This is a genomic window from Rhodococcus pseudokoreensis, assembly GCF_017068395.1.
GTDB lineage: Bacteria > Actinomycetota > Actinomycetes > Mycobacteriales > Mycobacteriaceae > Rhodococcus_F > Rhodococcus_F pseudokoreensis.
Map to the genome: position 1 here is coordinate 2,060,914 of NZ_CP070619.1, position 16,938 is coordinate 2,077,851.

Below are 16,938 nucleotides of genomic sequence, written 5' to 3' on the forward strand. Positions count from 1 at the left end.
CCACACATGACGAATATCGCCGAGCCGGAACTGGTCTCCACCTCTGCCCGACGCGCCCAGGCGGCCGCATCGACGGACACAACCGGGCATAACCTGTGGTGGAAGGACCCATTCCAGATGTTCCAGACGAACATCCGGGAGATCGATGCGAGCTTGGACGTCGAGCGGACCCTCGACCAGATCCAGGAATACGGCGCAAACGCCTGGCTGATCAGTGTCGGCGGCATCATCTCCAACTATCCGACGCAGCTTCACCACCAGAGCCCGAATCCTGTTCTTGACCAACGACAGTCCGGCGACCTCCTCGGAGATGCCCTGATCGCAGCGCACCGTCGCGGCGTCCGCGTCCTCGCTCGCATGGATTTCTCCAAAGTGGCCCGGCCGATCGCCGAAGCGAACCCCGAGTGGAGCTACATCGCCCCGGACGGCTCCCGCCAGGTCTACAACGGCCTGACCAGTGTGTGCCCGAGCGGCGCCTACTACCAGGAAAAACTGTTCGAGGTCATCGGCGAGATCCTCGACTCATACGACGTCGACGGGTTCTTCTTCAACTGGATGACTTACAACGAAGTCGACTACGCCAAACGGTACCGGGGGGTGTGCCAGTGCCTGCCCTGCCAGTCGGCATTCGCTCCGCAGCTCGGGGGAATGTTGCCGACGGGACCGGACTCTCCCGGATATACCCACTGGCAGCGGCTGAGCAATGACGCGATGGATCGGCTCCTGGGGCGGGTGCGCGAGTTCATCGCGGCTCGCCGTCCGGAGGCGCCGTTGGTGATGGGGGACACCGCGGACATCGTCTTCCACGAGGCGAACAACGCGATCGGCCGGTCACTGTGGCCGCACCAGACCTCCGAATGGGTCAGTGTGGCTCGCAGCTACCGACCGGATGTTCCGGTATTGGTCAACTCGGTGGCGTTCCTGGACATGCCGTATCGGCTGGTCAGCGAGGAGCCGCGCATGTTCGAGCAGTATCTCCTGCAGGCCGCCACTCGCGGGGCGATTCCCTCGACGTACATCATGGGCACCCAAGACGACTTCGACTACGACTGCTTGGCAGCCGGATCGGGTGTGACCCGCTTCCACCGCGACCATCCGGAGGTCTATACCCGCCTGGTTCCGGCTGCGAGTACCGCCATCGTGCGACCGGACCCGCTCAAGCCGGGCGGATCCGACCCGGCTCACGCCGAATCCGAGTTCCAGGGGGCATGGACGGCGCTACTCGAGCGTCACATTCCTTTCGATGCGCTACCGGAGATCCGTCTTGCCGAGCTCGGCGCATCTGGTGAACTCGATCGGTACGCGCTGCTGGTGCTGCCCGATCTCGGTGTCCTGGATTCCTCGACCGCGAGGGAGCTTGACGCATACGTCGAGCGAGGTGGTGCCCTGCTGATCATCGGGGCGACGGGGTTGGACACCGACCGGTCTCAGCTGGCCTCGAGCGGGGTGGCCGAACGGCTGGTCACTATGGACACCCCCGAAACGACTTGGTCTTCCGCCGTCGTGCGCCACGATTCCGTGGGTGCGGCCGCATCGCCGTTGCCGATCTTGGGTGCCTTCCATGTGGTTCGCGCGAAAGCTCAGGCGACAGCTGAAATGTCGGTCCTCTCCCGGGCACCGTACGGGCCACCGGAAAAATGCTACGGGCATCTCCCTGTGGATCATCCCGCGTGGCTCGAGTTCGCACACGGACACGGTCGAACCATCGCACTCCCGTGGACCCCTGGCCGCGCTTATCGGGAAGTGGGCCTCGGCGGGTTGGGCGATGTCCTTGCAGATGCCGCGCGCGAGCTGCTGGGGGGTCGACTCGAGGTCGAGACTGACCTGCCCGCGCAGGTGGAGGTTGTCGTGGGCCGCTCGGCCACCGGCATGGTGATCCACCTGCGCAACCTCACCGGGCTCCGGCACCAGTCGTTCGGTGACCCCGTCACGATCAAGGCGGGTCATCGCCTCACTCTGCGGAACGGCGAGATCCAATCGGTTCGCGCTCTGGTGGCTGGCGCGGATCTACATCCCGAGTCGTCGTCGGAGGGCGCGGCAGTCACCGTGGCCTTGCCGGAGATCGGCCTGTTCGAAGTTCTGACTCTCACGTGAGCGAGTGGAAGCGAATTCTCATGACCCAATGGGTGTTACCGAGCGTCTCTGGAACGGTGCGACATGGCTGAGTCGCTGCGGATACTCATCGCCCCGGACAAATTCAAGGGAACATTGACAGCCGTCGACGCCGCCTCGGCCATTGCGTCCGGGATCTGTGCGGTGATGCCTGACGCCGTCGTCCAGGAACTCCCCATCGCCGATGGCGGGGAAGGGACCGTCGATGTCGTCGACGCCGCCGGCGGACTGCGGCATTCGTGCAGCGTCAAAGGCCCTGTTGGCGGGGTGTTCCGAGCGGACTGGGCAAGCATCGGCGGCTGGGCGGTTGTCGAGCTCGCCGCGGCGTGCGGGCTACAACTTCTGGAGCCGAGCATCGAGACCGCGCGCCTGGCGAACACCGAAGGCGCCGGGGAGATGATCCTCGATGCCCTGGACCAGGGGTTTCGCCGGATCGCCCTCGGGCTCGGTGGATCGGCGAGCACCGATGGTGGCACCGGGCTGCTTCATGCACTCGGTGCCCGGTTTCTCGGTCCTGATGGCCGGGAGATCACACCCAATGGGGCGAACCTGCGCTCGATCACCGAGGTCGATCTCGCCGGACTCGACACTCGACTGGGGGAGGCGGAGATCGTGGCATGTTGCGATGTCGAGGCTCCGCTGCTCGGTCTCACGGGTGCGGCAGCGGTCTACGGCCCGCAGAAGGGTGCGGATTTTGCCACGGTGGCGGAGTTGGACGCCGGCTTGGCAAACCTCGCCACGGCGCTGCGGGACAGGACCGGCCGGGACGCGGCTTCGATCGCCTGGGGCGGCGCGGCGGGCGGTGTCGCCGGGGGACTCTACGCCGCGCTCGGATCACGGTTCGAGTCTGGTTTCGACCGGGTTGCAGATCTTCTCGACCTCGATCGCCGGCTCGACCACACTGATCTGGTGGTCGTCGGTGAGGGCAGACTCGATCACCAGTCGATCACCGGCAAGGCGCCGATCGCACTCGCCCGGCGGGCCCGCGCACGCTCCATCCCGGTGCTCGCGGTCGTCGGCGAACTCACGGTCGACGAACACAGCCTGGCCGCGAACGGCATCAGTGTCGCGGCCAGCACCCTGGCGGAGGCGGGATCGGCTGCGGCGGCGGTAACCGAACCAGCGCTGTGGGTCACTCGCGCAGCCCAGACAGCGATCCGCCATCATCTCGCCGGCGATCACCACATGGGTGTCGCGGAAGTGGCGCAGACGTGGTCGTGACCCGGATCAGCGCTGGATACCTGTGTGGTCTGGATGCCGGCGGACGGCGTCGGCCGTGGGGGCTCCGTTCACACTCGGGGTGTGGACGCCTTGGGCTCGTGTCAGGCGATAGCGTCGGCATCCGGGGCGGGCGACGGCCGAATCATTCCGCCCGCTCCGCCTTCAGTCTGGCCAGCAAACGCTCACGAGCGGCGTCGAGGTGGTCCCGCAGGCGGGTGGCGGCAAGATCGGCGTCACCGGCATCGATTGCTTCGATGACCGCCGCGTGCTCGGCCGCAACAGACGATGGGGAGACCACCTTGTGTGCCGAGTGCAGTCCCATCGTCATTTGCACTTCGCCGAGGATCAGGTCGTGCATCCGAACCAGCCGCTCGCTGCCGGTTTCCAAGACGAGGCTCGAGTGGAAGTCGATATCCGCTGCGACCTGGTCTTCGAAGACACCGGTTCGGGTCGCGATCTCCATTGCATCCTGGGTGCGGCGCACACTTGCCGGGGTGGGGTGCTGTTCGGCCAATATCGCCACTGCGGCAGTTTCGACGAGTTCGCGCGTAAAGAACAGATCCCGAACGTCGGCTTCCCCGAGTGTCGGGACCACGGCGGTCTTGTGGGCTGAGCGCCTGACGAGCCCTACCACGATGAGGCGTTCCAGACACGCCTTGGCGGTCGGACGTGCGACGTCGTATTCGGTCGCGATCCTCTTTTCGGTGAGGCGCTCACCCTGAGCGATTTCGCCGGTGATGATCCGAGTCCGCATGGATGAATACAACGCGTCGACCAACGACGACGTCTCGAGGGAGTAGGTGGTCGGAGGCACACACACATGGTGTCATATCCGGCCTGTCAAGTCGCATCTACTTGCCGACCAGTCTCGTATACCTGAGTTACGAGAATATTTGACTAACAAAGTGGAGGTCATCATGCAATACCGTAGGCACCAATTGAGTGCGAACGTGTCGATCCTGTTCACCGAGTACGACTACCTCGATCGCTTCGCCGCCGCACGTGCGGCCGGATTCGATGCCGTGGAAACCTGGTGGCCGTTTGCGACGCCGACTCCTCCGCGCCGAAGCCTCAACGAGTTTCTCGCCGCGGTCGACTCGGCCGGGGTTCGCCTGACCGGGTTGAACTTCTGGGCCGGCGATATGGCGGCCGGTCAGCGGGGCATGGCTGTGCACGCCGATCGCCACGACGAACTCCGGGCGAACATCGCGCTCGTCGCGGACATCGCCGCCACAACGGGATGCCGCCACTTCAACCTGCTCTACGGCCAGCTCGCCTCGGAGCAGTCTCCGGGCGCGGCCGCCGAGGTTGCCGCTGAGGCGTTTCGTGAGGCTGTCGCCGCACTCAGGCCCCTCGGGGGGACCATTCTGCTCGAGCCGCTCGCGCACGACCTGAACGGCGCATATCCGATTCGTACGATCGGTGACGCGCTCTCCTTCCTCGACGATTACGTCGATGCTGCCGGCACTGCGCTGCTGTTCGATACCTTCCATCTCGGGCACAACGGTGAGGACATCGTGGCCGCCGCCGATACCCACGCCGCCCGCATCGGTCATGTCCAGATCGCAGACGATCCCGGGCGCGGCGCACCCGGTACCGGCGAACTTCCGATCGATGCATGCCTGGACGCCCTGGCGCGGGCCGGCTACACCGGACGAGTCGGAGTCGAATACAAGCCGAGCACACCCACCACCTCTGCGTCACTGACCTGGCTTCGCCGGACCAACACCCCGGCCTGATCCAATCGGCTGACCTCAACGCTCGAGGGCTCGGAGGATGGCCCCGTGGCCCGATCGCCGATCGGCGAAACGTCCGGGGCACATTCGAGAACGGCCGTACGACGCAGCCAAGCCCTGGTGCTCGCACGTGAGTTTCCTGGGTTGAACTGGGCAGCAATAGTTCTCGCTGGACTGGGCCGATTTTACGAGCATCAACAATGCCGGTCGCCGCAAGGATCGGACCAAACATCCATTACACCGCACGAGAAGCCCGCAGAAAGACACCAGATCGCATTGCGGTGCAGCAGTATTCATCTCTTGCGAAGAGTGCCGTCGCGCCAGACCCCGTGCCCGCCCGCGTCACTTCATGCTCTTTCGGCGCCCTGATCGGCGGGCAAGAATCCATCCGCTCGGCGAGTGAACGCGACGCCGGATCTCGACGCCGTGAACGCGTTCATCGGAGCGCAATTTGATTGCGTCAAAAGTTGTCAGATTTGTTGACTTGTATAGCAATCCGGAATATCGTCCTAATCACAATTTCTACGTTCCCTCTTGACATGAAGGGGAGCTGGCCGTCTCTGGCACCGGCCCCATCTCAGTGAGGAAGACCATGCCCTTCAAAAAGACCATCGGCTTCGTTGCGATCTGCGCGGCAGCTGTTGCGACACTCGCCGGATGTCGCACGATCGCCGATTCCGATCCGAACGTGCTGACACTCGGAGTGACCGCCGAGGCCGGCTCGTTCGATCCAGTCGGCCTCAAAAGCAGCCCCGGGACCGCGGTCCAGTTCTGGGCGCCGGTGTACGACACTCTGCTTCGACGAGAGCCCGGCGGCGAGGTGCAGCCCAACATGGCGGACTGGAGCTACGACGCAGACCGGACGGCCCTGACCCTTAATCTCCGCGACGGCCTGCGGTTTGCGGACGGGTCACCGATCACGGCAGACCAGGTCGTCGCAAGCATGGACCGGTTCCGCAACGGTGGCGGTCCGGACGCCGGAAACCTCGCCGGAATTACTGCGATCACGGCAACAACGGATAAGACCGTGATACTCGATCTGAGCGAGCCCGATCCCAGCCTGCTCTACAAGCTCACCTCGACGTCCGGGGCGATCGCGAACCCCGCCGAGTTCGACAAGTCCAACGTTGCTCTCGACCCCGCGGAATCCGGAGCATATGTCCTGGACAATGGCCGGACCACTCCCGGAGTCGAGTACACCTACGTCCGCAACCCGTACTACTGGAATCCCGGAGCATGGCCGTTCGAGGAAATCTCGCTCAAGATTCTGCTGGACCCGACAGCTCGAATCAACGCTCTGCGATCGGGACAGGTCGATGCCACCTTGATCGACGCGCAGTCGGTCGCGGAAATGAAAACACTCGGCTTCCAGGTCACCACGCAATCCTCGGCGTGGGAGGGCATGATCCTGTTCGACCGCAACGGTGAACTCACACCCGCCCTGGCCGACCGTCGGGTCCGCCAGGCGATGAATCTCGCATTCGATCGCGAAGCGATCGCCCGGTACCTCATGCTGGGCACAGTGGAGCCGAACAGCCAGATGTTCCGAGACGGCTCGTCTGCGTACTACGACGGACACAGCTACCCCTATGACCTCGAGCGTGCACGTCAGCTGATGGCGGAAGCCGGCTACGAAGACGGATTCGACCTGGTGATGCCGAGCGTGTCGGTCGTTTCGTATCTCGAGCCGATCATCATCGACTCCCTCAGTGAGATCGGAATCCGTGCCCGGTTCGAGGCAGTCCCGGCGGACCAGGTGAACTCGCTCCTGTTTTCCCGCAAGTACTCGGCAACCGAGACCCGTTACTCCCAGGACGCGGCGTGGTTGGACTTCAGTCGACACATACTCCCGGACGCCCCGTTCAATCCGTTCCATATCGAGACGCCGGAACTGGACGCGTTGCTGAAAACTGCACAGTATGCCACCCCTGAAGAGCGGACTGCGGCGGAGAAGGCGGTCGGACAGTATCTGTTCGACAATGCTTGGTACGTACCGCTTTTCAATTCGTCGCAACTGATCGGTCATATCGACGGGATTCAGGTGACGCCGCAGTTGGGCGTCAACATCTTGCCTCTGCAGAACTACGCGCCCGCCGCGCCCGCGCCGGCTGACTGACCGAATCGGTTCGAGGAGAATTGACCATGCTCATGTTCATCGCGCGACGGCTCGCAACCGGTGCCGCGCTCATTCTGATCGTCACGGCGATCACCTTCGCGATGGTCTTCGCGAACGGAACCAACATCGCCGTGAACATTCTCGGCGAAACCGCGACCCCGGAAGACATCGCCGCCACGACCACCCAGCTCGGTCTCGACCGGCCGGTCTTCGTTCAGTACTTCGACTGGTTGGGAAGTGCCCTCACCGGCGACCTCGGAACAAGCTACTTCACCGAAGAATCGGTATGGAGTGCGCTTGCCGTACGAGTACCGGTGACGGTGTCCCTGGTGCTCTTCGCGATGGTGCTGATCTTGGCGGCGAGCATCGTCGCCGGCGTCGTCGCAGCCCGCCGAGGTGGTGCGATAGACAGTGCCGTGCAGTCCCTATCCGTCATCGGGTTCGCTCTTCCGAGCTACTGGATCGCGTTGGTCCTGGTCCTCGTCGTGGCGATCCCGCTGCCGGCGGTGTTCCCACCGACCGGGTTCGTGTCGATCGGCGACTCGGTTGTCGGATGGCTGGGAACGGCGACCCTGCCAGCGCTCGCACTCGCAATCGGCGGCATCGGTGCCGTCGCTCAGCAGATCCGCGGATCCATGGTGGACGTGCTGAGACTGGACTACATCCGTACGCTCCGCAGTAGAGGCATCTCCGATCGTTCCATCTTCTACCGGCACGCCCTCCGGAACGCAGCGGGTCCGGCCCTGACCGTCCTGTCCCTCCAGTTCATCGGCATGCTCGGTGGTGTCATCATCATCGAGCGCGTCTTCGCCCTGCCCGGAATCGGGATTCTGGCCTCCACGTCCGCCCTCCGCGGCGACGTTCCCGTGGTGATGGGAACGGTCGCGTTCACCGTTGTCGTGGTGGTCGTCGTCAACCTCCTTGTCGACATCCTCCAGGGTGTCTTGAACCCGAAGGTGCGCATCGATGTCTGACACCACCGCTCTCGTATCCACCGGTCCCGTAGAACCACCACGCCCGAAAGTCGGGACCCTGCGCACTCTGGCGCGCCGACCGGTCGCTGTGGCATCGGCAACGGTCTTGCTTCTGATCGTGCTGGTCGCGATCCTCGCGCCCGTTCTGGCACCATTCGATCCCGACAAGACACATCTGCGGCTGACGAACTCCCTGCCCAACGGCACGTACTGGCTCGGCGGCGACCGCAGTGGCCGTGACATCCTCAGCCGGCTGATCTACTCCACCCAGGCCACGGTCCAAGCCGCGTTGATCGCGACCATCGTCGCAGTCCTGCTCGGCGTGATCACCGGGCTAGTGGCCGGATACTACGGCCGGACCGCGGACGTGATCGGATCCTGGATCGCCAACATACTCATCGCAGTGCCCGGCATCATCGTGCTCATCACGCTCTATGCAGCCGTTGGTTCCAACCAGCGTGTGGCGATGGTCGCCCTGGGAATTCTGCTGGCCCCGAACTTCTTCCGCCTTGTCCGGGCGATGACGATGTCAGTCCGCAACGAGTACTATGTCGACGCCGCACGGGTGTCCGGTCTGGGCGACACCCGAATCATCGCGCGGCACGTGTTGTACGCGGTCCGCGGCCCGATCATCGTGCAGGCAGCGTTCGCGGCCGGGGTGGCGATCGCGCTGCAAGCGGGACTCGAGTTCCTCGGATTGGGTGACGCCGGGACACCCAGCTGGGGTGGCATGCTCCTCGAAGCGTTCACGAACATTTACATCGCACCGGTACAGCTGGTGTGGCCGGGTATTGCGCTGGCTCTGGTGGTCTCGGCGTTGATCGTGCTCGGCAACTGCCTGCGCGATACCCTCGAAGGAAGCAAGCCGCGCATGCGGCGGAAAGAATGCGCGTCCCGACTGGACGTCGAGATCGTCACCGCACAGGGTGACGAACCTGTCCTCACTCTCGATGGCCTCGCGGTTGAATATCGCACCGATCATGGCTGGAAGCGGGTCGTGCACGACGTGTCGTTGACGGTCGCCCGTGGCGAGGTACTCGGTCTCATCGGCGAGTCGGGTTCGGGTAAATCGCAGTCCGCATTCGCCGTCCTCGACCTGCTACCGGCAGAGGCGCGGATCGCGGCCGGATCATTACGGTTGGCGCTGCGTCGACCCTGTGGTTCTCAGACGCGCGCCGCGGCATTGGGCCACTCGGTCGCCTATATCGCTCAGGAGCCGCGCAGCAATCTCGACCCCTCGTTCACTATTGGACAACAACTCGTCGAGGGCATTCGGGCGACGACCTCGCGGACGAAGGGCGGGGCGAAGGCCTATGCGCTCGAGCTGCTCGAGAAGGTCGGCATCGCAGATCCCGCCCGAACCTTCGACTCCTATCCCCATCAGATTTCCGGGGGCATGGCGCAGCGTGTATTGATTGCCGGCGCGATCGCACCCGAGCCGGAGCTGCTCATCGCGGACGAGCCGACGACTGCGCTCGACGTCACGGTCCAGGCGGAGATCCTCGAACTGCTCCGCGATCTACAGGAAGAACACGGTATGGCAGTCCTGCTCGTTACCCACAACTTCGGAGTCGTGGCTGATCTGTGTGACCGGGTGGCTGTGATGAAGAGCGGGGTCATCGTCGAAACCGGTGAGACGCAACAGGTCTTCGACCATCCGAAGGACTCAACCACCCGCGCGTTGCTCGACGCCATCCTCGACGTCGATGTGGTCCGCGAATCCGACGCGCCGACGGGAGTATCCGCATGAGCCTTCTCGAGATCCAAGGATTGAAGATCGGGTACGGGCGCGGGCGGCGGGCCAAGGAGGTCGTCCACGGCGTCGACCTGGCAGTGGACACCGGTGAGACACTCGGGCTGGTGGGTGAGTCCGGCTCGGGCAAAACGACCATCGGTCGGGCGGTGCTGGGCCTGATCCCGCCTTTGGCCGGCTCGGTCACGGTCGCCGGACGACCGGTCACAGGCTCGATGAGCAAGGTGGAGCGCCGCGCACACGCCCAGGCGGTGCAAGTGGTGTTCCAGGATCCGTACACATCGTTGAGCCCGTCATTGACGATCGCCGATACCTTGAGCGAGCCGCTCAAGGCCCAGGGCGTCGGGCGGGCTGAAGCGACCGCGCGAGTGAACGACCTACTCGACCGAGTCCGCTTGCCGAAAGATGCCGGTAGTCGCCTTCCGCGGGAGTTCAGCGGTGGGCAGCGGCAGCGCGTCGCGATTGCCCGGGCGCTCGCGCTGCGCCCGAAACTGATCGTCTGTGACGAACCGGTGTCTGCGCTCGACCTGACCACCCAGGCGGTGATCTTGGATCTGTTGATCGAGATCCAGCGCGAGACCGGCGTCGGGTACCTGTTCATCACGCACGACCTGTCGGTGGTTCGCCATATCAGCCACCGGGTGGCGGTGATGTACCGCGGCGACATCGTCGAACAAGGTGAGACACGCTCGGTCACAGGAAATCCCATGCACGATTACACCAAGCGACTGCTTCTCGCCTCGCCTGTGGCGGATCCGCGCGAGCAGCGTCAACGCCGGGCGGCGTGGCTCGAAAGCCGAGCCACGTTCTGCGGCGGCGTGGCCGCAGGGACATAAGGCCCCGGAAATCCGTGGACAGCAGGATCACGCGACGATGTCGATCCTCGGCGCCCGAGACAGGTCTATCGATTGCCATTTTTCGTACAGAATTTGAATTGAGGAGGACTGCGTGACTATCGAGACTCGCGCAACGCACGCCGGCTCCGGTACCGACGAACCCTGGTATCGCCGTGCACGGCGATGGACGCAGCTGACGTTCGTCGAGGACGATCCCCTGCACTTTGATCGTGAGTTCTGGGTCGAGGTCATGCGCAGCACCCGCTCGAACGGTGCCTGCATCAGCGCCGGCGGGTACATGGCCTTTTACCCGACGCAAGTGCCGTATCACTACAAGAGCAGACACCTCGGTGACATGGACCTGTTCGGGATGGTCAATGACGACGCCCGCCGGCTCGGGATGGATGTCATGGCCAGGGTGGACCCCCACGCCGTCCACCACGACGCCGCCGAGGCGCACCCCGAATGGATAGCACGGGACGAGGAGGGCAATCCACTCGAACATTGGTCCTTTCCCGACGTGTGGCTGACCTGTCCCTTCAGCACCTACTACAGCGATTTCCTCATCGAGGTAACCCGGGAGATCACCCGGGAGTACGACGTCGACGCCGTCTTCGCCAACCGGTGGGAGGGAAGCGACATCATCTCCTACAGCGAAGGCGCCCGCCGTCAATACTTCGACGCAACCGGAAAGTCGTTGCCCACGGGATCCGACCGCAGGACGCCGGAGTGGGCTGAGTTCGTGTCCTGGCGATCGGATTACCTCAGCCGAACGATCGTCGAATGGGATCGGGCTGTGCGCGAGATCAACCCGAAAGGAAACTTCATTCCCAACCGGGGTGGCAAGCTCACCCGCGATCTCAATCCCGAACTGGTCAAGGACATGTATCCGGCGTTCTACGTCGACAAACAAGGGCGGGCGCCGCGCGAGGCCATCTGGGCCGCGGGCCGTGTCGGCAAGCGGGCACGAGGCATGTATCCCGACCGGCCGGTCACGCTGATCAGTTCGGTCGGGCCCGAGAATCACACGCACCGCTGGAAGGATTCGGTCGCCTCCGCTGCCGAGTTGGAGGCATGGATTGTCGACGGCTTCGTCCACGACGCGAAACCATGGTTCACCAAGTTCAATGCGTCCGTCCCCGACAGACGCTGGGTGGAACCGATCACGCGGGCATTTGATCTGCACGCGCGAGCCGAGGACCTCTACGGCGACAAGACCCCGGCCGCCCGGGTCGCGATCTTCGACTCGGTGCCGCCGGAGACTTCCGGCTCCCCCTTGTCGGTCTACATCGGCGAGGACGCGGCGGAGGACGGCCTCTACCATTCACTTGTCGAGGCCAGGATCCCGTTCGAGTACGTCGATGCCGATTCAGCCACCACGGAACGTCTCGGCAAATATTCCGTCGTGATGGTTCCCGAAAGTGCCGAACTGTCCGAAGAGCATGTCGCTCTCCTGCGTCGGTTCGTCGCCGCCGGGGGGAATCTTCTCGTCGACTCCGATGCCGTGAACCGCGTGGACGGGACCGACAACGGGCTCGCCGACCTGATTGGGATCGAAGTGGTTGCTCCGACGCGGCGCGCCGTTCAAAACAACTACGTGGCTGTGATGGACCCCGCGCACGAGATCGCCGCACCCTTCGCGCCGGCGTCGCGGATCCTCGGAGGAACTGCAATCGTCCCCGTCCGCGCCGCCGCGGACACCACCGTGCCCTTCCGGTTCGTCCCCGACTTTCCCGATCTGCCGATGGAGGAAGTTTATCCCCGCGACCGGGCGCGTGACCCGGCGATCGTGCTGCGTGAGCACGCGGGCGGCGGCCGCACCGCCTACGTCTCCTTCAACGTCGCGTCATTGTTCTGGGAGACACTTCAATCCGACCACGGCACCCTCATCACCCACCTCGTTCGCTGGGTGCTTGCCGACGATCGACCTGTCACGGTCACCGGGGACGGTCTGATCGACATCGGCGTTCGCGAATCTGCCAAAGGCGTGACCGTGTCGCTGGTCAACCTCGATAATCCCAATGCCCTGCGGGGACAACTGCGCGCCCATCGCCCCATCGGGCCACAGACGGTCGTCTTCCGTGTGCCTGACTTCGTGACCACCGCAACGATCCGGACTTTGACGACCCCCACAGGAGTCGCCTCAGACATCATCGCCGGCCACGTCGAGTTCACCGTACCGAGCATCGAACTACTCGAAGTTGTTGACCTCACGTGGGAGTAAATCCCAGCACGTCGAGCAGCGACCGCGGTGCCGGCGCAACCCACGCGCCGTCGTCACCGCGAACTACCTCTCTCACAAGGAGTACCGAATGGGCATAGTCGTCCTGACCTCGAATCCCGACCTGGAACACCGGGTACGCACAGCCGCGAGATCGGTGGCCATCGAGACGGCCTCCACACTCGACGACGTGCGCACCCCGCCAGCCGATACGGTCGCGATCGTCAATCTCCCCCATCCGGTGGATCCAGCACCGTACCCATCGCTGCGGTGGATCCATACAGCGACAGCGGGGATTGACGCATTTCTCACCCCGTCGCTGCTCGAGCGCGACGTGACCCTGACGTCCTCCGCCGGCAATGGAGGCATCGCACTTGCCGAACACGCTCTCATGCTCATGATGATGCTAGGGCGCGATACCTCCCGCTGGTACCGCGCTCAGCAGCACAAACAGTGGGACCGATACCCTCACGGCGAACTCGCGGGCCGCACTGTGGTCATCGTCGGAATGGGCGCGGTCGGGCGCGATCTCGCCCGGAAAGCGGTCGCCTGCCACATGCGTGTGATCGGTGTGACACGACGCCCCCACGACCCGATCGAAGACGTCGACCAGATTGTCACGTCAGACCATCTCGTCGACGTCGCCGCCGAAGCCGACTTCCTTGTCGTCGCCGCGCCCCTGACCCCATCTACCACCGGCCTGGTAGGGGAATCGGTACTCGCGATGCTGCCAGCACACGCGTTTGTCGTCTGCGTGTCCCGCGGCGGCATCATCGATGAGGACGCGTTGATTGCGCGCCTCAGTGACAGTCGGCTTGCTGGCGCGGGTCTCGATGCGCACGAGATCGAACCCTTGCCCGCGCAGTCTGCCCTGTGGACACTCCCCAACGTCATCATCACCCCACACAATGGCGCCACGACGGACGGCACGGCTCGCCGCGGTGAGCAGATTCTCCTCGACAATGTGGCGCGATTCGTCAACGACCAACCGCTCCGCAACATCGTCGACGCAACGGCCGGATATTAACGCAAGCGGGCCATTCAGATAGCCAGGAAGCACGCGAAGCCGGTGATCGTGGCCACGCAGAGGCTGAAGTCGATGATCGAGAAACTCGCGGCGGACCCGCGCGGAGACCTCCGATGTCGCGAACGCGGTCCTTGACGGTGCGGACGCGGCGATGCTCCCCGGTGGGACGTCGATCGGCGGGTACGCGATGGAGACGGTGCACATGACGGCGCGGTTGCACACCCAGTTGTCGCTGACGTGCGCCACCGAGACCTTCATCGTCGACCCGGTCGACGCCCGGATGCGATGGTGCGGCAGGTCGACAACGCGTTGCTGGGGCGAGGCCGGTACCGGCCGGGATGAACTCGTTGCCATCATGGCGGGTTCCCGCCCGGCACCCTGGGCTCGACCAAGCTGATTCACGTCCACAGAATCCGGCGAAAACGACCACTGCCGCGCGAGTTCGACGCGCTCGCCGTAGGCGGCAGCGATCTTGGGTCAGCCACAAGCCGCTGTCGATCTCCGGCGGATCACGGCTGATGTCCTTCCGGTAGCCAGCCTCCACGGTCCGCCACATCAGACCTTCGGCGACCAGTTCACGCGGAGACGGGTGAGGGTCAGGGCAGCAAACTTCCACTGGTTGTCGACGCGGGTGTACCGCTCGTGATAATGCCCGTAGCCGTGCATGACTTCGTCGGCGTACTCGAGACAGTCGTACATCGACCAACGCCCGACGGCCTCGTCGGGGCCGGTCAGCTCGATCTGCGGGTCGTGCCCATGATGGACCGAGATGACTTGCGATACCGCACCCGCAATGACCCGCGCCGTCTCCGCGCCGCCGGTGACGACCCCGTCCGCCGGCTCGATGTCCGCGGCTGTGACCCCGTGATGACCGATGTGATATTGCCCCTCGCCACCGAAATCGACCTGCGCGTCGGCGGTGAACATGTCCTCGATGGCAGCCCAGTCCTTCTCGTCGACCGCTTGGAAATAGCGCGACTTCAAGTGCCGGATGTCCTCGATCGCGCAGAGCTTCTCGAGCACGATTGCTGCATACTCCCGGTCCACATCTCGACCGAAAGCAGTTGATCTGGAGCCGATCAAAATTCCTCCTGGGTCGCGTCGTCCCAACGACGGTGACATGCATCGATGCTGGCCACATGAGGATCCAATGGAACCGTGTTGAAGACACCTTCGTTCGTCGCGGGAACCGTTGAGTATCGCTCAACTCCGACAGACAAACACTAGTTAGTTTTATGTAACGTAGATCATAGCGGGCCCTCACGCAAGGGGGGCTTCCGCCCGGTCAGGCACTGGGTAGACGGGTGCGTGAACACGACTTCCCCTATAGCGCAGAGGAATCTGTATGTGTGCGCGCTCGCGAATCCGAACCGCGGAATCCCGACGCGACCAAATGCCCCGCTCCGTCAGTCACGTACTGCGATCGCGGATGCGCCTCTCGACCATTGTGAGGGTTGACACAAACGCTCGACACACTCGATACTTACGAACGTCCGTACGTTTAATCTCGAAAGGGATTGCAACCACGGCCATCAGCTCGGCAGCACCGATGGACGTTCGAGCCAATTCCCGACCTTCCGCTCGGCGGGGCGTCGGCAACCGACAGAAGTTCGCGACTACATCCGCGAAAATGCCGGAGCCTGATCCCGAGATGCCGGCCGATGGTCCGGTGCGGTGGAAATCTCCTGTCGTGTTCGTAATCGATGCTCGCGGGCAAAGCCCATCCCCATGAAGGAGTTCTCAAGCATGCTGTTCGACAACATCAAGCTAGGCTCGATCGAGCTGCAGAATCGAGTCGTCATGGCGCCGATGACGCGCGTGCGCGCCTCCGCGACCGGCTTGCCGTCCCCCAGTACCGCGCTCTACTACGCTCAGCGCGCATCCGCGGGACTGATCGTCAGTGAAGGCATCTCCCCGTCCAAGCAGGGACAGTCCGAACCGAATATTCCCGGTCTCTACAACGACGAGCAGGAAGCCGCGTGGCGCCCGATCACGAAGGCGGTGCATGACGCGGGCGGACGGATCTTCGCTCAGATCATGCACGGTGGCCGAATCGGTCATCCCGAGATCAACGGAATGCAGCCACTGGGGGCCTCCGCGATCGCAGCACAGGGCAGGATCTTCAACTCCGGCGGCCGCCTCGCATTCGTAACGCCCGTCGAGATGACGATCGAGCAGATCCAGGAACAGATCAGAGTGTTCGTCGATACGGCGAAGCGGGCGATCGCCGCCGGATTCGACGGAGTGGAACTCCATGGCGCCAACGGCTACCTGATCCAGCAGTTCCTCTCGGACAACAGCAACCAGCGCACCGACCGGTACGGCGGATCACCCGAAAACCGGGCGCGCTTTGCGATCGAGGTGGTCACCGCCGTCAGCGAGGCGATCGGGGCCGACCGGGTCGGCATCCGGTTCTCCCCCGGTGGGAAGTTCCACGACATGAACGAGAGCGATCCTGCCGGCCTGTACACCATCGTGCTCGAGGCCCTCAATCCGCTCGGACTGGCCTACTTGCACATCCTCGAGACGGCGTCGGACGAAATCAACGACACGCTGCGCGGTCTCTGGACCGGACCGCTGATCGTCAACCCTGCCCTGGTCGCGAGCTCGGAGTTCGCCAACAAGGCAGACGCGGACCGGTGGCTCGCGCGAGGCGCCGACTTGATCGCCTTCGGCCGGTACTTCATCTCCAACCCCGACTTGGTTCGTCGCCTGCGCGACGATCTCGAGCTGGCCGAACCCGATCTCGAGACCTTCTACTCGGGTGGCGACAAGGGCTACATCGATTATCCGGATTGGTCGCCGACCGCCGTGGGGTAGTCAACAACGCAGTGTGGTGGCCGAGCCGGATTACTTCGGCCGGCCACCACGTTGCTTCCAGCCCACGCCACCTCGTGTACATGCCCACCCGGTAAATCATCGGCGGCGTCTCGATGCCGAAA

General features: G+C 64.0%; 12 protein-coding genes and 1 pseudogene. 11 read left to right on the plus strand and 2 right to left on the minus strand.

Annotated elements, in window-relative coordinates; translation table 11 throughout:
* The first annotated feature begins 6 nt into the window (after nucleotides 1-6).
* Both JWS13_RS14815 and JWS13_RS14820 read left to right on the plus strand, forming a co-directional pair.
* Nucleotides 7-2,094, plus strand: a complete 2,088-nt coding sequence (locus JWS13_RS14815) for an alpha-amylase family protein (protein ID WP_206006291.1) — start codon at nucleotides 7-9, stop codon at nucleotides 2,092-2,094.
* A gap of 63 nt (nucleotides 2,095-2,157) precedes the next feature.
* Nucleotides 2,158-3,333: a glycerate kinase gene (locus JWS13_RS14820; RefSeq protein ID WP_206006293.1), complete on the plus strand. Its 1,176-nt coding sequence runs from the start codon at nucleotides 2,158-2,160 to the stop codon at nucleotides 3,331-3,333.
* A gap of 142 nt (nucleotides 3,334-3,475) precedes the next feature.
* Here JWS13_RS14820 and JWS13_RS14825 read toward each other — a convergent pair whose 3' ends face one another.
* A complete protein-coding gene (locus JWS13_RS14825) occupies nucleotides 3,476-4,147 on the minus strand; it encodes a GntR family transcriptional regulator (protein ID WP_206006295.1) in 672 nt (223 codons plus the stop codon).
* A gap of 103 nt (nucleotides 4,148-4,250) precedes the next feature.
* Between JWS13_RS14825 and JWS13_RS14830 the strand changes: the two genes are divergently transcribed.
* From JWS13_RS14830 to JWS13_RS14865, 8 genes and pseudogenes are all read left to right on the plus strand, one after another.
* The gene (locus JWS13_RS14830; RefSeq protein ID WP_206006297.1) at nucleotides 4,251-5,072 is read left to right on the plus strand and encodes a TIM barrel protein; all 822 of its coding nucleotides are present in this window, start codon (nucleotides 4,251-4,253) and stop codon (nucleotides 5,070-5,072) included.
* Between the two features lie 589 nt (nucleotides 5,073-5,661).
* Nucleotides 5,662-7,185 carry an ABC transporter substrate-binding protein gene (locus tag JWS13_RS14835; RefSeq protein WP_206006299.1) on the plus strand — a complete coding sequence of 508 codons (1,524 nt, stop codon included), beginning with the start codon at nucleotides 5,662-5,664 and terminating at the stop codon, nucleotides 7,183-7,185.
* A 26-nt stretch (nucleotides 7,186-7,211) separates the two neighbouring features.
* Nucleotides 7,212-8,159 (plus strand): ABC transporter permease, encoded by a 948-nt coding sequence (locus tag JWS13_RS14840; protein WP_206006301.1) that lies wholly within the window; start codon nucleotides 7,212-7,214, stop codon nucleotides 8,157-8,159.
* A complete protein-coding gene (locus tag JWS13_RS14845) occupies nucleotides 8,152-9,909 on the plus strand; it encodes a dipeptide/oligopeptide/nickel ABC transporter permease/ATP-binding protein (protein WP_206006303.1) in 1,758 nt (585 codons plus the stop codon). Before JWS13_RS14840 ends, JWS13_RS14845 begins: the two co-directional genes overlap by 8 nt.
* Nucleotides 9,906-10,748 (plus strand): ATP-binding cassette domain-containing protein, encoded by an 843-nt coding sequence (locus tag JWS13_RS14850; RefSeq protein ID WP_206006305.1) that lies wholly within the window; start codon nucleotides 9,906-9,908, stop codon nucleotides 10,746-10,748. Before JWS13_RS14845 ends, JWS13_RS14850 begins: the two co-directional genes overlap by 4 nt.
* A 112-nt stretch (nucleotides 10,749-10,860) precedes the next feature.
* Complete coding sequence (locus JWS13_RS14855) at nucleotides 10,861-12,972, plus strand: alpha-amylase family protein (RefSeq protein ID WP_206006307.1); 2,112 nt, start codon at nucleotides 10,861-10,863, stop codon at nucleotides 12,970-12,972.
* 154 nt (nucleotides 12,973-13,126) lie between these two features.
* Nucleotides 13,127-13,996: a D-2-hydroxyacid dehydrogenase gene (locus JWS13_RS14860; RefSeq protein WP_206006309.1), complete on the plus strand. Its 870-nt coding sequence runs from the start codon at nucleotides 13,127-13,129 to the stop codon at nucleotides 13,994-13,996.
* Nucleotides 13,997-14,456, plus strand: a pseudogene (locus JWS13_RS14865) (pyruvate kinase); the annotation flags it as partial.
* Between the two features lie 95 nt (nucleotides 14,457-14,551).
* Here the strand turns inward: JWS13_RS14865 and JWS13_RS14870 are convergent.
* Entirely contained in the window at nucleotides 14,552-15,019 is a 468-nt protein-coding gene (locus tag JWS13_RS14870) for a nuclear transport factor 2 family protein (protein WP_241032198.1), read from the minus strand.
* 723 nt (nucleotides 15,020-15,742) lie between these two features.
* On the opposite strand from JWS13_RS14870, the gene JWS13_RS14875 reads away from it, so the two are divergent.
* The gene (locus tag JWS13_RS14875) at nucleotides 15,743-16,816 is read left to right on the plus strand and encodes an alkene reductase (RefSeq protein WP_206006312.1); all 1,074 of its coding nucleotides are present in this window, start codon (nucleotides 15,743-15,745) and stop codon (nucleotides 16,814-16,816) included.
* The last annotated feature ends 122 nt before the right edge of the window (nucleotides 16,817-16,938 follow it).

Bases quoted from the DNA above. Each gene is read 5' to 3' on its own strand.
- JWS13_RS14815 (WP_206006291.1), top strand. From the start codon at position 7: ATGACGAATATCGCCGAGCCGGAACTGGTCTCCACCTCTGCCCGACGC.
- JWS13_RS14820 (WP_206006293.1), top strand. From the start codon at position 2,158: ATGGCTGAGTCGCTGCGGATACTCATCGCCCCGGACAAATTCAAGGGA.
- JWS13_RS14830 (WP_206006297.1), top strand. From the start codon at position 4,251: ATGCAATACCGTAGGCACCAATTGAGTGCGAACGTGTCGATCCTGTTC.
- JWS13_RS14835 (WP_206006299.1), top strand. From the start codon at position 5,662: ATGCCCTTCAAAAAGACCATCGGCTTCGTTGCGATCTGCGCGGCAGCT.
- JWS13_RS14840 (WP_206006301.1), top strand. From the start codon at position 7,212: ATGCTCATGTTCATCGCGCGACGGCTCGCAACCGGTGCCGCGCTCATT.
- JWS13_RS14845 (WP_206006303.1), top strand. From the start codon at position 8,152: ATGTCTGACACCACCGCTCTCGTATCCACCGGTCCCGTAGAACCACCA.
- JWS13_RS14850 (WP_206006305.1), top strand. From the start codon at position 9,906: ATGAGCCTTCTCGAGATCCAAGGATTGAAGATCGGGTACGGGCGCGGG.
- JWS13_RS14875 (WP_206006312.1), top strand. From the start codon at position 15,743: ATGCTGTTCGACAACATCAAGCTAGGCTCGATCGAGCTGCAGAATCGA.